The sequence below is a fragment of the Bradyrhizobium tropiciagri genome (assembly GCF_018130545.1).
In the GTDB taxonomy this organism is placed as follows: domain Bacteria; phylum Pseudomonadota; class Alphaproteobacteria; order Rhizobiales; family Xanthobacteraceae; genus Bradyrhizobium; species Bradyrhizobium tropiciagri_A.
The window spans coordinates 876,636-890,244 of sequence record NZ_JAFCKF010000003.1 but is presented as its reverse complement, the minus strand read 5'-3'; the positions used below and the strand labels follow the sequence as shown (position 1 = coordinate 890,244).

Below are 13,609 nucleotides of genomic sequence, written 5' to 3'. Positions count from 1 at the left end.
TTCGCGACTGACAGATTCAAAAAATCCGATAACGTCGAAATGGTGATTCGGAAAAAATTGCCTAGTCGCAATCGTCGAATGCAAGATGGCGACCAACGGCGATGGATCACTCGCATGCTCCGCGCATGCATGTGTTCGCGTGGCGTTAGTTGATGTGACAACAGCGTTTTCCGGCGCGACGAATTTTTCCGCGGGCATGCGAGGCGATGCAGAACGACCGCTCCAGACTCCGTAGAATTGCTGGTTGCGCTTTTGCGCAGCGGCAGCTTTTGCCGGGCGGTCGGCAAAAAGATCCAGCTAAGCATTTGAAAAATAACGAAAAAAGTTCGCCTGGTTTGCTTGGGCCCTCCGTTCAACGCTCAGAAGCCGTATGGGATGTGTGCCAGCGGCGTTGGTTGGAGAGCGGCGGATGAGTTACGCGCTTGATGTGATGGCAGCGGTCGAGGTGGAGGCCACGACGGTCGCGGCCGCGCCGGTCGAAGCGACGGCTCCCTGGAGCGACGTCCCCACAGTTGCCGATGCGGGCCCGCTCGACACCGTCGAGATCCAGGACGAGGACAAGGAGCTGCTTGACCGCCTCGCCGCCGGCGACGAGGCGGCATTTCGTGCTCTGGTCGAACGCCATGTCGATCGCGCCTACGCGATCGCGCTGCGCATCGTCGGTAACGCTGCCGACGCCGAAGACGTGGTGCAGGATACGATGCTGAAGGTGTGGACGCATCGCGGCCGCTGGCAGCATGGCCGCGCCAAGTTCTCGACCTGGCTCTATCGCGTCGTCAGCAACCGCTGCATCGATCTGCGCCGCAAGCCGCGCACCGAGAATGTCGATGTCGTGCCCGAGGTCGCCGATACGCAACTCGACGCCTCGACCGTCATCGAGCGCAACGAGATCGGTAATCTTCTGGAGGTCGCGATGCAGCGGCTGCCCGAGCAGCAGCGTGTCGCGGTGATCCTCTCCTACCACGAGAACATGAGCAACGGCGAGATCGCCGAAGTGATGGACACGACCGTCGCCGCGGTCGAGTCGCTGTTGAAGCGCGGGCGGCAACAGCTGCGCGAGATGCTCAAGCGGCACGAGCGGGACCTGCGCGGCGCGTTTACCGACTGCTAACCATAAATTTCGGCTTCTGAAGATTTCGCGCCTGACCACCGGCGGCCGACCCGTTTGATCGGGCGGACGGGGGCTGGATCCGCGTCACCTCTCTTCTTCCCGATGCGGCATGCCATGCCCCATCATCACAGGAGCTACTCATGCCCGCAATTTCCACCAATACCGCCGCGAACTCCGCGGTCCGTTACCTCAACATTAACTCGCAGCAGGAAACCAGCGCGCTGTCGAAGCTGTCGAGCGGCTCGCGCATCACCTCGGCTTCCGACGACGCCGCCGGCCTCGCGATCTCGACCCGCATCTCTTCCGACATCACGACGCTGCAGCAGGCTGCCACCAACGCGGCGCAGGCGACCTCGATCCTGCAGACCGCCGACGGCGGCGCTTCCAACATCTCGGACATCCTGGCCCGCATGAAGTCGCTGGCTTCCGAGTCCGCTTCCGGCACCGTGGCTGACTCCAGCCGCGCCTACATCAACTCGGAATTCACGCAGCTCAAGGGCGAAATCGACTCGATCGCCAGCGGCACCCGCTACAGCAGCCAGAGCTTGCTCGACGGTTCGAGCGTGTTCTCCTCGGGCGTTTCGGTGCTGGTCGGCTCGACCTCGGCCGACACCATCACGATCACGCTGACCAGCCTGACCGCGTCCTCGCTCGGCGTCACCTCGCTCGACGTTTCGAGCCTCTCGACCGCCACCAGCGCCATGTCGGCTCTCGACAGCGCGATCGACACCGTGTCGTCCGCCCGCGCCGAGATCGGTGCCCAGGAATCGCGCTTCAACTTCAGCGCCGACTCGATCTCGACCCAGACTCAGAACCTGCAGTCCGCCAACTCGGCGATCAAGGACGTCGATATCGCCGCCGAGCAGGCGACGCTGTCCTCGGCCGAAGTGAAGACCCAGGCCGCGGTTTCGGCGGAAACGGCGGCGAACCAGATGCCGCAGTACCTGCTGAAGCTGCTCGGCTAATTCGACAGACCGATCGGGCCGGCATGATGCCGGCCCGATTCTTATTGCGGCGGAAGTGTCGACATGACGGTTAGCAGCGCCACCTCGAGCAGCACATCAAGCACAACGTCGCCCAGTTCTGCCAGCACGGTGACCACGACCGGCACGACCAACTCGACCAGCATCGATTGGGATGCCTTGATCGAAGCCGAGGTCAACGCCAAGCTCACCCAGGCGACCACGATCACGACGTCGATCACCGCCAACCAGGCCAAGATCACGGCCTACCAATCGCTGCAGACGGAGTTGTCGACGCTGGCCACCGGGCTGTCGTCGCTCAGCACCTCGATCGTCAATTCGATCGCGACCAACGCGTTTGCCACGCGCTCGGCGACAATTTCGTCCACCGGCGACGTCAGTGCCTCCTCGGCGCTCAACATGAGCGTCAACAGCGGCTCGGCGACCGGCGATCATTCGCTCCAGATCACCCAGCTTGCGACCGCGCAGAAGGTGATCGGCTCCACGCAGTCGAGCTCGTCGACGGCGCTGGGCCTCGCCGGCACGTTCTCGCTTGGCCTGGCAGGCGGCACCAGCACGGCGATCTCGATCACCAGCGGCATGTCGATGCAGGATGTCGTCGACACCATCAATGCCCAGACCTCGACCACCAATGTCCAGGCCTCGATCGTCCAGGTGTCGAGCGGTTCGTACGAGATGGTGCTGACCGGGACCCAGGATGCCGCCGACATCACCTATTCGTCGACCTCGGGCGACGACATCCTGAACAAGCTCGGCGTCACCGATACATCCGGGGCCTTCACCGACGTGCTGCAGAAGTCGCAGTCCGCGCAGTTCACGCTCGATGGCATCGCGCTCACCCGCAACACCAACGATATCTCCGACGTTCTGACCGGGGTCACCTTCGACCTGCTGCAACCGACGCCGAGCGGCACCAGCCTCAACGTCAGCATCCAGACCGACACCAGCCAGATCACGACCGCGCTGCAAACCTTCGTCACCAACTACAATGCGTTTCGCGACCAGGTGATCGCGCAGTCCGCGCAGAATTCCGACGGCACGGCCGCATCGACCGCGGTGCTGTTCGGCGACAGCACGATGCGCGATATCATGACCCAGCTCCAGCAGGTGCTGAGCGGGACCGTGAACGGCATGACGATGGCCGACCTCGGCCTGTCTTTCAATGAGAACAACGAGCTGCAGCTCGACACGGGTACGCTGTCGACGGTGCTGACGCAGAATCTGGCCGGTGTGACCAAACTTCTGTCGGCGCAGACGACCACCTCGTCCAGCCAGCTCAGTGTGGTCAATACCGGCACGTCGCCGCAGTCCTTCACGCTCGACGTGACCGTGGATTCGACCGGCACGCTGAGCGGCGCCTCGGTTGGCGGCGACAGCTCTCAGTTCTCGGTGGTCGGCAACTCCATCATCGGCAATGCGGGCACGATCTATGCCGGCATGGCCTTCACCTATACCGGCTCGACCTCGCAATCGATCACCGTGTCGTCGACCTCTGGTCTTGCGACGCAGATCTATCAGCTGGCGCAGAACAATTCCGGGGCCAGCGGTCAGCTGCAGACCTTGATCACCAATCTGCAGTCGCGCGACACCGATCTGCAGTCCCAGGTCAATGACATCCAGAGCAATGCGGCGACGTTCAAGGCGCAGCTGCAGCTTCAATACGCCAACTATCAGGCTGCCATCGAAAGCGCGAACAACACGCTGGGCTACCTGAGCGCCCTCCTGAACGCATCATCGAGTAAATAATGACCCAGAATGCCACGGCCTACCTTGCCAACAATGCCTACCGATCCGCCGCGGTGGCGGTCCCGCCGTTGAAGGCGGTGGTGATGCTTTGCGACGGCGCGATCACGTTTCTGCAGAAGGCGCTGGATGCGCACGAGGCGAAGCGCTTCGAGGAAGGGCACGCCTATCTGACGCGGGCGACCGCGATCCTGCGCGGACTGAGCCACCATCTCGACGTCACTCGTGGCGGCGCGATGGCCGATCGCCTGTTTCGGACCTACAACGCCCTGATCATGGCGTGCCTGCGCTCCTACGGCCGGCCGCATGCCAGGGAGAATTTCCGGCGCATCATCGCCAGCCTGACGGAACTCCGCGACGCCTGGAAGTATGTCGAGGCGAACGCCGGCAAGGCTGCCAAGGCCAAGGCGCCCGACAAGGCGCTCGAATCAGCCACCGGCCGCTGAGCGGGCGAATCGGCCGGCGAACCCGTTTCGCCGGGAGGGGGCAGGGCGCTCGGGCGGGCGTCCTGTTGGGAAAAAGGCCGCCCGGTGAGCACCATGCTGGACCTGACGGATCGGCGGCGGAAATTGATTTCCGCCGTCCCGCGAATGCTTTATGACAGCCGTGGCGACGAGGCTGGATCTGCGCGCGGGATGGACGTTGCGACATTCGAAGACCTGATCGACCGGCTGGGGGAGGATCTGTCCCGCTGGCCCGATGACCAGCGTCTTGCCGCCGTCCAGCTGCTCGCATCCTCGGCCGAGGCGCGGACGCTCTATGAAGAGGCCAGCGCGCTGCGGCGGGCCCTTGCGGCGCCGCCGGTCCGCGCACCCAGGGGGCTTGTCGACCGCATCGCGGCCGCGGCGGCGAAACTGCCCCAACAGGCGCCCTCCGAGCCGGTTTCGGAGCCGGTCCCGTCCGAGGACCAGCCCAACGATGCGCAAGCTGCAGGCGAATCCGCGCAGCAAGGCAAGGTACTGCCCGCGCTGTTGCTGGCGCTGTGCCTGCTGCCCGCGCTGACGCCGCCGGCATCGCTGTTCGGCGAGCCCGATCTGCCGATCAGCCTCTCGCTCTAAGCTTTCCGCATTCGCCTGACGGCACTCGGCGCCTCTGCGCAGCGGGTCGGCCTGCGCGTGTTTGCAGGCCGTGAGGCGCTCCCTGGAGGCCACCTTGGGCCCGCGGCCGATCGGCAAATTCTGCCGATTAATCAAGTGATTCCGCACAGATGAATCCGCGCCTGAAATCGGCGCGTCATCCGTTTTATCTGCGAACGACTTCACGATCCCAATGTTCCAACGCGTTCCGCCGCTCTGACCCGCGGCGAAGAGAGCCTTGTCATGACCGTTTCCTCGGCAACCTCTGCTGCAACCTCCGCCGCTTCGAGCTCGTCCTCGAGTTCATCGTCGAGTGCGTCGATGGGGATGAGCTCGACCGACTTCCTCAATTTGCTCGTCAGCGAGTTGCAAAACCAGGACCCGCTGAACGCCACCAGCACGACCGACTTCATCAATCAGCTCACCTCCTACGCCAATTTCACCGAGCAGCAGTCGACCAACGCCAGCATGACGTCGCTGGCGAGCTCGTTCTCGAGCCTTGTGACGCTCAACTCGGTCAACTACATCGGCCACACCGTCGAGGCGAAGACGAACACGGCGCAGCTGACCGACGGCTCGGCGACCTTCGGTTACTCGCTGACCTCGGCCGCTTCCAACGTCGCGATCACGATCCAGGACTCCTCGGGCAATACGGTGTGGAGCGGCAAGGGGACCGGCAACGCCGGGTCCAACAGCTTCACCTGGAACGGCCAGACTACGAGCGGCACGCAGCTCAGCAATGGCGGCCAGTACACCATCCAGGTGACCGCGACCGACTCCGCCGGAAACTCGCTGCTCAGCTACACCACGATGACGGGAACGGTGACCGGGATCGATGCCTCCGGCTCGACGCCGTCGCTGCTCGTGAACGGTGTCCCCGTCAGCGCCGCCAACATCATCGGCGTCACGTCCTGATTGCTTCCGGAGTAATATCATGAGTCTTACTGGTGCACTTTCCTCGGCGATCTCGGCGCTCAATTCGCAGAGCCAGTCGCTGGCAATGATTTCCGACAACATCTCGAACGCGGACACCACGGGTTACAAAACCACGTCGGCCATGTTCGAAGATCTCGTGACGGCGTCGAACAGCGCCACCTCATACACGTCCGGTGGCGTCAACGTGTCCGGACGCGCCAACATCAGCCAGCAGGGATTGCTGGCCGCGACCACCAATGCGACCGACGTTGCGATCCAGGGCAGCGGCTTCTTCGTCACCACCAACGCGACGTCCGGCGGCACCACCTCATATACGCGCAACGGTGCATTCACCACCGACAACGCAGGTTATCTCGTCAACAACGGCAACTACCTCGAGGGCTGGCGCACTGACGCGCAGGGCAACATCCTCGGCAACGCCTCAGCCGCGAGCCTCGGGCCGATCAACACGCAGGTTGCTGCCACCAGCGGCAGTGCCACCACCAAGGCGACGATCGCGGCGAATCTGCCGTCGGATGCGGCGACCGGTGCCACCTTCACAAGCTCCATGACGGCGTACGACTCGCTCGGAACCGCGAATTCGATTCAGATCACCTGGACCAAGACCGGCGCCAATGCCTGGACCGCAAGCTTTGGAAATCCGACGCTGGCCTCGAATTCGAGCACGACGACGGGAACGACGAGCAGCGGCACAGTGGCCATCACTTTCAACAGCGATGGTTCGCTTGCTTCGACGAATCCAAGCCCTCCGACGATCTCGGTGACCGGTTGGACCGACGGGGCTGCCAACAGCAGCATCGCACTCAATCTCGGTACCGCCGGCAAGACTGACGGCCTGACCCAGTACGCCTCGGGTGAGACGACCCCGTCGGTCGACCTGACCGGCATTACACCCGATGGTCTTCCCTACGGCAAGCTGAGCAGCATCTCGATCGGAAAGGGCGGCGTGGTCGACGCCACCTATTCCAACGGTCAGACCATCGCGATCTACAAGATCGCGGTCGCGACCTTCAGCGACCCCAACGGATTGAGTGCGGCCAGCGACGGCATGTACTCCGCGACGGCGGCCTCCGGCAACGCCACGCTGCAGACCTCAGGCAGCAACGGCGCGGGCACGATCTACGGCAGCGAGCTGGAATCTAGCACCACCGACACCAGCGGCCAGTTCTCCAACATGATCTCGGCGCAGCAGGCCTATTCAGCGGCGTCGCAGGTGATCACCACCGTCGACAAGATGTTCGATACGCTGATCTCGGCGGTGTCGCGATGATGACCGACAAGAAGAATGACCGCTTGCTGGTCAGGCTTCGACGGCTGAAGGCGAAGGCCGCTGCGGTCCAGCCGAACGATCGGGCGCAGCTCATCGCGTTGCTCGACGACATTGGGACATTGCGTGACTTGCTGATGCGCGAATGCGCGCGGCTCGACCAGGAATTCAACCGGACCACGGCCCGGGTAACGGCGATCACCGCATACGGGCGCAGCGCACAATCGGTTCGCGACCTGCGCCGCGGACACTAGCTTGAACGGGAGTGATGACATGACACCGGAACGCAACATCAAGATCAATCCCGCGGGCAATGACGAGCGCGCCAGGTCGTTGATCGCGCTGATCGACAATCTGATCTCGATCGTGAACGAGGAGAATGTCGAGCTCGCCAAGGGCCTGCCGGCCTCGCGGCTGAAGCAGGTCGACGAGAAGAATCGCCTTGCCATCCTGTTCGAACAGTGCGTGGCCGAGGCAGTCGGCAAGGCCGCCAATCTCAACGTCCAGGACCGCATGCTGCGCGAGCAGCTGATGGACCGGATCCTGAAGCTGCGGGTCGCGATGGACGAGAACGTGTTGCGGCTGCGCGCGGCGATCGATGCCAGCAACCGCCGGATTGAGGCGATCATGCAGGCGATCCGCGAGCAAATCGCCAACGTATCGCCGTATGGCGCCGGTGGCCGCCGCGTTACGTCCCCGATGTCATCCTATGGCACCAACGTGCGGGCCTGATCGGGTCGGCGCCGGAGGGAGTAGGCCGTGTCGTCGCTCGATATCGCACGAAGCATCGCATTCAGCGGGCTGTCAGCCACGCAGGTGCAGATCAGCATAGCCTCGGCCAACATCTCCAATGCCGACACCAAGGGCTATACCGAGAAGACCGCCAACCAGAGCAGCAGCGTTACCGCCGGTGTCGGCACCGGCGTCACGATCACGGGGATTACCAGCTCGGTCGACAAGCTGCTGCTGAAGTCGCTGGTCAGCGCCGATTCCGATCTCGGCGCCGCCGACACCAACAACAACTATCTGACCGAGCTTCAGCAGCTCTATGGTTCGACCTCGAGCTCGGACAGCTCGACCACGGGCACCTCGCTGGCGAATACGATCGCGGCATTCGAGTCGGCATTGTCGTCGCTGGCGAGCACGCCGAGCAGCGCGTCGCTGCAGTCCAACGCGGTCAGTGCGCTGAACGCAGTCACGGCGCAGCTGCAGCAGACCTCGAGCGGCATCCAGAAGCTGCGCTCCAATGCCGATCAGGACATCGCTTCGTCAGTCACCGACATCAATTCCGATCTGCAGCAGATCTCGGACCTCAACAAGCAGATCAAGCAGGAAGCCGCCGCGGGCCAGCCGACCGCCGATCTCGAGGACCAGCGCAACAGCGCGCTGCAGGACCTCGCATCGCAAATGAATGTGAGCTACTTCACCAACTCGAGCGGCGACGTGCAGGTCTATACCGGCTCGGGACAGGCCCTGGTCGACAGCACGGCGCATCCGCTGAGCTACACGCCGGCGCCCAGCGTCACGGCGTCAACGACGTACACCGCGGGATCGGCGACGAGCGGCTTCAGCGCCATCACCGTCAACGGGGTTGACATCACCTCGCAGATCACCTCCGGCAAGGTCAGCGCACTGATCACGTTGCGTGACCAGACGTTGCCGGCCGCGCAGTCGCAGCTCGACGAGCTCGCCCAGCAACTGACCGCGACCGTCAACGCCGTCTCCAACCAGGGCACGTCGCTGCCGCCGCCGGCGACCTTGACCGGAACCGCGACCGTGAGCAACGCGACGCCATTGTCGGCGACCGGCACGGTGCGGATTGCGGTTACGGACAAGAGCGGCAATCTGGTGTCCTACAAGGATCTCAATCTCGCATCTGATACGACGGTTGGCGCGCTCGTCAGCGATATCAACAGCAATGTGCCCGGCGTAACGGCTTCAATCGATGCCAACGGACATTTGACGATCTCGGCGACCGGCTCCGGCAACGGCGTTGCCATCAACGAGATGACGAGCTCGGTCGGCAGCTCGGGCGAGGGATTTTCGGACTATTTCGGGCTCAACGACCTGATCACCGGGACCAGTGCTTCCAACATCGCGGTGCGCAGCGATATCCTTAGCGGCACGGCGGCGCTGCCGACCGCGACGCTCGATGCGTCGTCAACGCTGACGGCCGGAAACTCGGTGCTATCGTCCGGGTCGGCCACGGTGATCAACGCGCTCTCGAGCGCCCTGACGGGATCGACCAATTTCGCCATGGCGGGCGGCCTCGGCGCCACCACCGGCTCGTTCACCGACTACGCGGCCGCGATCGTCGCCAACGTCGCCGGCAAGGCGACTCAGGCATCGTCGACCTACACCGCCAAGCAGACCGCGCAGTCGACCTATGCGAATTCGCTGTCGTCGCAGTCCGGCGTCAACATCGACCAGGAAAGCGCCAATCTGAGTGCCTTGCAGAACAAATACGCCGCCGCGTCCCAGATCATCACGGCCATCAACGCCATGTTCTCGGCGCTGATGACCGCGATGAGCGCAGCTTGAGTGTGAGGCCGTCGTCATGTTGATGCGTGTTGCCACCTTCGCGCAGTCGGACCAGATGATCACGAGTGCGCTGCGGCTGCAGTCGGCGATGGCCAACGAGCAGGTGCAGGAATCCTCCGGGATGCTATCCGAGGATTTCGGCGGCTACGGGTCCGGCGCCGGGCGCGTCATCAATCTGCAGGTTTCGGTGACGCGCGCCCAGTCCTATATCGATGCCGCCAATCTCGCCGACAACAAGGTACAGGCGATGTATTCGGCGGTCGGCTCGGTGACCGACATCATCACTCAGCTGCGCACCCAGCTCAGCGCGGCCACCACCGGCAGCAGCACGGCGACCGCATCGGTGATCAACTATGCCCAGCAGGCCATGGCGCAGATGCAGGGATTGCTCAACACCCAGTATGACGGTGAGTACGTCTTCAGCGGTGCGCGCACCGACACCGCCCCGGTGGATATGACGACCTTCGGCACCGGCACCGGCTCGCTGACGACATCAGACACCAGCTACTACAAGGGAGACAGCGAGATCGCCAACGTGCGCGTCTCCGACAGCCAGTCGGTCTCCTATGGCGTCACCGCCGATAATCCGGCGTTCGAGCAGGTCATGCGGCTGCTGAAATATGTCGGCAACAGCTCGACGTTGTCGTCGAGCGATATCTCGCAGGCGCTCGACCTCGCCAGCACCGCGCTGGATGCGACGTCCACTGTGCAGGCCAAACTCTCGACCGCTGCGTCGCAGATGGAAACCGCCAGCACAGACCAGAGCGACTACCAGAACTTCGCCAAGACCCTGTCGACCAATCTCACCAGCGTCGACGTCGCCGCGGTGACGGCGCAGCTGTCGACCTATCAGGCTCAGCTAACGGCGTCCTATTCGGCGATCTCCAAGATCCAGAGCATGAATCTGGCGAGCTACCTGCGGTAGTCGCCGGCATCAGCGGTTCAGGATCTTCAGCCACACATCGCCGAGGATGATCGGCTCGCGCGGTGCGAGCCAGGTGAGGCCGGCCGTCTTGCCGAGTTCGGCGATGGTGCCCTTGGTTTGCAGATCGGACAGCACCTTGTTGACGGCCTCCAGCAGCGCCTTGTCGGTTTCGAGCGCGACGTAACCGCGGTTGGCGCCGATTGGATAGTAATAGCCGGAGGCAGTGATCTTGGTGTCGGGGTGTTCGGCGCGGTAGGCGTCGAAGCGACGCAGGTCGAGCAGCGTGGCGTCGTATTCGCCGCGCTCGAGCTCGCCCAGCAGGTCGCTGCGGCCCGGGACAAGATGGGTGATGTCCTCGATCAACTTGCCCTTGTCGAAGGTCATCAGGATGGCATCGCCCAGCGTGCCGCTTTCGATCGTCAACCGAAGGCCGGTGAGATCACCGATATTGGTGATCTTGCGCTCTTTCGCTTTCGGCCCGAGCACGACGGTCATCGGCGAATAGATGTAGGGCTGGCTCGGCACCAGCACCCCGATCGGGATCCGCCGACGGTGATCATCGCGGGTCGCGCCGTCGAAGTCCGGCAGCTTGGCGGTCGTGACGCCGGGTACCTTCAGCGAGTCGGTGGTGAGGGCGTAGCCGCCGACCAGCGCGCAGCGGCCGTCCGACAGCAGCGCATTGGCTTCGAGCGCCGGGCTCGAATCCTCGTCGAGCTTGCTCTCGAACCACTGGATCTTGAGCGGCCGTCCGAGCCGCTCGGCAATCGCCTGCGCGAGCGAAACGTCGAAGCCGGAATCCGGCTTGCCGCGATGATGTGCCGACAGCGGCGGCAGATCCTCGTCGAGGCACACCTTGAGCGGCTCGCCGGCGGCATGTGCCGCCGCCGTCATGGCGAGCAGCAGGGCTGCCGCCGTGCCGGCGAGGAGTGGCCTCATTGGGGCCTCCGGGTCGCAAGGAAGGCCCAGACGTCGGCGATCTCCTGCTCGCTCAGGATATCGGCCCAGGGTGGCATCTTGCCGTTCTTGCCTTGCTTCACGGTGGTCACGAAGCGCGTCTTGTCGTCGGGAAACGCGCGCAGGTCGGGTGTGATCGTGCCGGAATTGACCATGTTGGGCCCATGGCAATGCGAGCAGTTCTTGGCGTAGGTGACCTTGCCCTGGTCCGCCTGACCCTGAAGGTCGATTGCACTGGGTTGCTGCGCGGCCGCAGGGATCAATGTGATCAAGGCCGCCGCGACGGCGGCGAAGATCGCCGCCGTCAACAGGGTTACGCGTTCAGTCACGTGTGCTCCGCGCTCAGTTCTTGACCGCGAAAACCCACAGCGAACCGCCGGGGGGCACCTTGGCAAGCCGCTCGTCGCCGGAGAACAGCGAATAGACGCCGCCATAACCCGACGTGACGGCGACATACTGCACGCCGTCCTGCTGCCAGGTGATGGGTTGTCCCTCGATGCCCGAGCCGGTCTGGAACTGCCAGAGCTTCTTGCCGGTGTCGGCGTCGAACGCCTCGAATTCGCCGGTCAGCTGACCGGAGAACACCACGCCGCCGGCGGTGGAGAGCACGCCGGAGAATCGCGGAATGTCGCTCGGCGCTTCCCACTTCGCCTTGCCGGTCATCGGATCGATCGCCTTGAGATGGCCGCGCGGTCCGGTGCCCCATTCCCAGGGATCGGTGAGGTCCATGCCGAGATACCATTCGCCCTGCTTGAACGTCACCGGCTCGGCCTTGTACTTGCCGCCGAAGGCCAGCGTGTTGGCATAGGCGAGGCCGGTCTGCGGATTGAACGACATCGGCTCCCAGTTCTTGCCGCCGAGGATCGACGGGTAGACCGTGACCTTCTTGCCGTCACGCGCATCCTTGGCGACGTCGGTCTCGATCGGCCGTCCGGTCTTCAGGTCTACGCCGGTGGCCCAGTTGACGTTCACGTACGGATTGGCCGCGAGCAGCTTTCCGTTGGTGCGATCGAGCACGTAGAAGAAGCCGTTGCGGTTGGCATCCATCAGCACCTTGGTCGGCTTGCCCTCGACGTTCATGTCGGCGAGCACCATCTCGGCCACCGAGTCATAGTCGAACGGATTGTTCGGCGAGAACTGGTAGTGCCACTTGATCTTGCCGGTCTTCGGATCGAGCGCGAGCACCGAGCAGGTGTAGAGGTTGTCGCCGGGACGCACCGCCGAGTTGAACGGGCCCGGATTACCGATGCCCCAATACACCGTGTTCAATTCGGCATCATAGGAGCCGGTGATCCAGGTCGAGCCGCCGCCGAGCTTCCAGGTGTCGCCCTTCCAGGTGTCGCCACCGGGCTCGTCGGGAGTCGGGATCGAGTAGGTCCGCCACAGCTTCTTGCCGGTTGCCGGATCCCAGCCGTCGATGAAGCCGCGGGTGCCGAATTCAGCGCCCGACATGCCGGTGATCACGACGCCGTCGGCGACCAGCGGCGCTACCGTCATCGAGTAGCCTTCCTTGATGTCCGCCGCCTTCTGGCGCCACAGCTCCTTGCCGGTCTTGGCATCCAGCGCGATCACGTTGGCGTCGAGGGTGGTGCGGAACACCTTGCCGTCATACAGCGCTGCGCCGCGATTGATGATGCCGCAGCAGACAATCCGCGGCGTCTCGGCGGGATACTCGACCTTGGTCTTCCAGATCTGCTTGCCGGTCTTGGCGTCGACCGCAATCGTGGCGTTGTGGGTGGTGACGTAAAGGACGCCCTGGTAGACGAGCGGCTGCGATTCCTCGCTGCGGTCGTCGTTCAAGCTGTAATTCCAGACCGGCACCAGATTCTTGACGGTGTCCTTGTTGATCTGGTTCAGCGTCGAAAAGCGCTGAAGATTGTAGCCCATTCCATAATTGAGAACGTTCGATGTATCGGTCGCCCCTTTGACCAACTGCTCGGTGGTCTGGGCGCTTGCACCATACGATGCAAGAATCACGAGGCTTGCGGCCAGCGCAATGCGTCTCATCCTATCCTCCCAATGAACCTTTTTTCTGCACGCCTATTCCTGACGTTGCGGGCGGAACCATCCGCC

At 63.5% G+C, this 13,609-nt stretch carries 14 protein-coding genes; 11 read left to right on the top strand and 3 right to left on the bottom strand.

Features of this window, described 5'->3' with window-relative positions; translation table 11 throughout:
- Nucleotides 1-409 precede the first annotated feature (409 nt).
- The 11 genes from JQ616_RS16985 (at nt 410) to JQ616_RS16935 (ending at nt 10,582) form a co-directional block, all read left to right on the top strand.
- A complete protein-coding gene (locus JQ616_RS16985) occupies nt 410-1,111 on the top strand; it encodes an RNA polymerase sigma factor (protein WP_212016053.1) in 702 nt (233 codons plus the stop codon).
- 140 nt (nt 1,112-1,251) lie between these two features.
- Nucleotides 1,252-2,076, top strand: a complete 825-nt coding sequence (locus JQ616_RS16980) for a flagellin (RefSeq protein WP_212016051.1) — start codon at nt 1,252-1,254, stop codon at nt 2,074-2,076.
- Nucleotides 2,077-2,139: 63 nt separating this feature from the next.
- Nucleotides 2,140-3,840, top strand: a complete 1,701-nt coding sequence (gene fliD, locus JQ616_RS16975) for a flagellar filament capping protein FliD (RefSeq protein WP_212016049.1) — start codon at nt 2,140-2,142, stop codon at nt 3,838-3,840.
- Nucleotides 3,840-4,283 carry a flagellar export chaperone FliS gene (gene fliS, locus JQ616_RS16970; protein ID WP_212016047.1) on the top strand — a complete coding sequence of 148 codons (444 nt, stop codon included), beginning with the start codon at nt 3,840-3,842 and terminating at the stop codon, nt 4,281-4,283. The genes fliD and fliS overlap by 1 nt, the downstream gene beginning before the upstream one ends.
- 93 nt (nt 4,284-4,376) lie before the next feature.
- Nucleotides 4,377-4,895, top strand: a complete 519-nt coding sequence (locus JQ616_RS39795) for a hypothetical protein (protein WP_349630002.1) — start codon at nt 4,377-4,379, stop codon at nt 4,893-4,895.
- Nucleotides 4,896-5,156: 261 nt separating this feature from the next.
- Nucleotides 5,157-5,828 carry a flagellar hook assembly protein FlgD gene (locus JQ616_RS16960; protein ID WP_212016045.1) on the top strand — a complete coding sequence of 224 codons (672 nt, stop codon included), beginning with the start codon at nt 5,157-5,159 and terminating at the stop codon, nt 5,826-5,828.
- Nucleotides 5,829-5,847: 19 nt separating this feature from the next.
- Entirely contained in the window at nt 5,848-7,119 is a 1,272-nt protein-coding gene (flgE, locus tag JQ616_RS16955; RefSeq protein WP_212016043.1) for a flagellar hook protein FlgE, read from the top strand.
- Nucleotides 7,116-7,370, top strand: a complete 255-nt coding sequence (locus JQ616_RS16950) for a hypothetical protein (RefSeq protein WP_212016041.1) — start codon at nt 7,116-7,118, stop codon at nt 7,368-7,370. Before flgE ends, JQ616_RS16950 begins: the two co-directional genes overlap by 4 nt.
- Before the next feature lie 19 nt (nt 7,371-7,389).
- Nucleotides 7,390-7,848, top strand: a complete 459-nt coding sequence (locus JQ616_RS16945) for a flagellar protein FlgN (protein WP_212016039.1) — start codon at nt 7,390-7,392, stop codon at nt 7,846-7,848.
- A gap of 27 nt (nt 7,849-7,875) precedes the next feature.
- On the top strand, nt 7,876-9,657 hold the full coding sequence (flgK, locus tag JQ616_RS16940) for a flagellar hook-associated protein FlgK (protein ID WP_212016037.1): 1,782 nt from the start codon (nt 7,876-7,878) through the stop codon (nt 9,655-9,657).
- A 16-nt stretch (nt 9,658-9,673) separates the two neighbouring features.
- Nucleotides 9,674-10,582, top strand: a complete 909-nt coding sequence (locus tag JQ616_RS16935) for a flagellin (RefSeq protein WP_212016035.1) — start codon at nt 9,674-9,676, stop codon at nt 10,580-10,582.
- Nucleotides 10,583-10,591: 9 nt separating this feature from the next.
- Here the strand turns inward: JQ616_RS16935 and JQ616_RS16930 are convergent, their stop codons facing one another.
- From JQ616_RS16930 to JQ616_RS16920, 3 genes are all read right to left on the bottom strand, one after another.
- Nucleotides 10,592-11,518, bottom strand: a complete 927-nt coding sequence (locus JQ616_RS16930; protein ID WP_212016033.1) for a substrate-binding periplasmic protein — start codon at nt 11,516-11,518, stop codon at nt 10,592-10,594.
- Nucleotides 11,515-11,808, bottom strand: a complete 294-nt coding sequence (locus JQ616_RS16925) for a c-type cytochrome (protein WP_249136937.1) — start codon at nt 11,806-11,808, stop codon at nt 11,515-11,517. The genes JQ616_RS16930 and JQ616_RS16925 overlap by 4 nt, the downstream gene beginning before the upstream one ends.
- 70 nt (nt 11,809-11,878) lie before the next feature.
- On the bottom strand, nt 11,879-13,543 hold the full coding sequence (locus JQ616_RS16920) for a methanol/ethanol family PQQ-dependent dehydrogenase (protein ID WP_212016031.1): 1,665 nt from the start codon (nt 13,541-13,543) through the stop codon (nt 11,879-11,881).
- Nucleotides 13,544-13,609: the final 66 nt, after the last annotated feature.

Excerpts from the sequence above, each read along its gene's own strand:
- JQ616_RS16945 (WP_212016039.1), top strand. The coding sequence starts at position 7,390 with ATGACACCGGAACGCAACATCAAGATCAATCCCGCGGGCAATGACGAG.
- JQ616_RS39795 (WP_349630002.1), top strand. The coding sequence starts at position 4,377 with ATGCTGGACCTGACGGATCGGCGGCGGAAATTGATTTCCGCCGTCCCG.
- JQ616_RS16960 (WP_212016045.1), top strand. The coding sequence starts at position 5,157 with ATGACCGTTTCCTCGGCAACCTCTGCTGCAACCTCCGCCGCTTCGAGC.
- JQ616_RS16935 (WP_212016035.1), top strand. The coding sequence starts at position 9,674 with ATGTTGATGCGTGTTGCCACCTTCGCGCAGTCGGACCAGATGATCACG.
- JQ616_RS16920 (WP_212016031.1), bottom strand. The coding sequence starts at position 13,543 with ATGAGACGCATTGCGCTGGCCGCAAGCCTCGTGATTCTTGCATCGTAT.
- JQ616_RS16985 (WP_212016053.1), top strand. The coding sequence starts at position 410 with ATGAGTTACGCGCTTGATGTGATGGCAGCGGTCGAGGTGGAGGCCACG.
- fliD (WP_212016049.1), top strand. The coding sequence starts at position 2,140 with ATGACGGTTAGCAGCGCCACCTCGAGCAGCACATCAAGCACAACGTCG.
- JQ616_RS16980 (WP_212016051.1), top strand. The coding sequence starts at position 1,252 with ATGCCCGCAATTTCCACCAATACCGCCGCGAACTCCGCGGTCCGTTAC.
- JQ616_RS16930 (WP_212016033.1), bottom strand. The coding sequence starts at position 11,518 with ATGAGGCCACTCCTCGCCGGCACGGCGGCAGCCCTGCTGCTCGCCATG.
- fliS (WP_212016047.1), top strand. The coding sequence starts at position 3,840 with ATGACCCAGAATGCCACGGCCTACCTTGCCAACAATGCCTACCGATCC.
- flgE (WP_212016043.1), top strand. The coding sequence starts at position 5,848 with ATGAGTCTTACTGGTGCACTTTCCTCGGCGATCTCGGCGCTCAATTCG.
- JQ616_RS16950 (WP_212016041.1), top strand. The coding sequence starts at position 7,116 with ATGATGACCGACAAGAAGAATGACCGCTTGCTGGTCAGGCTTCGACGG.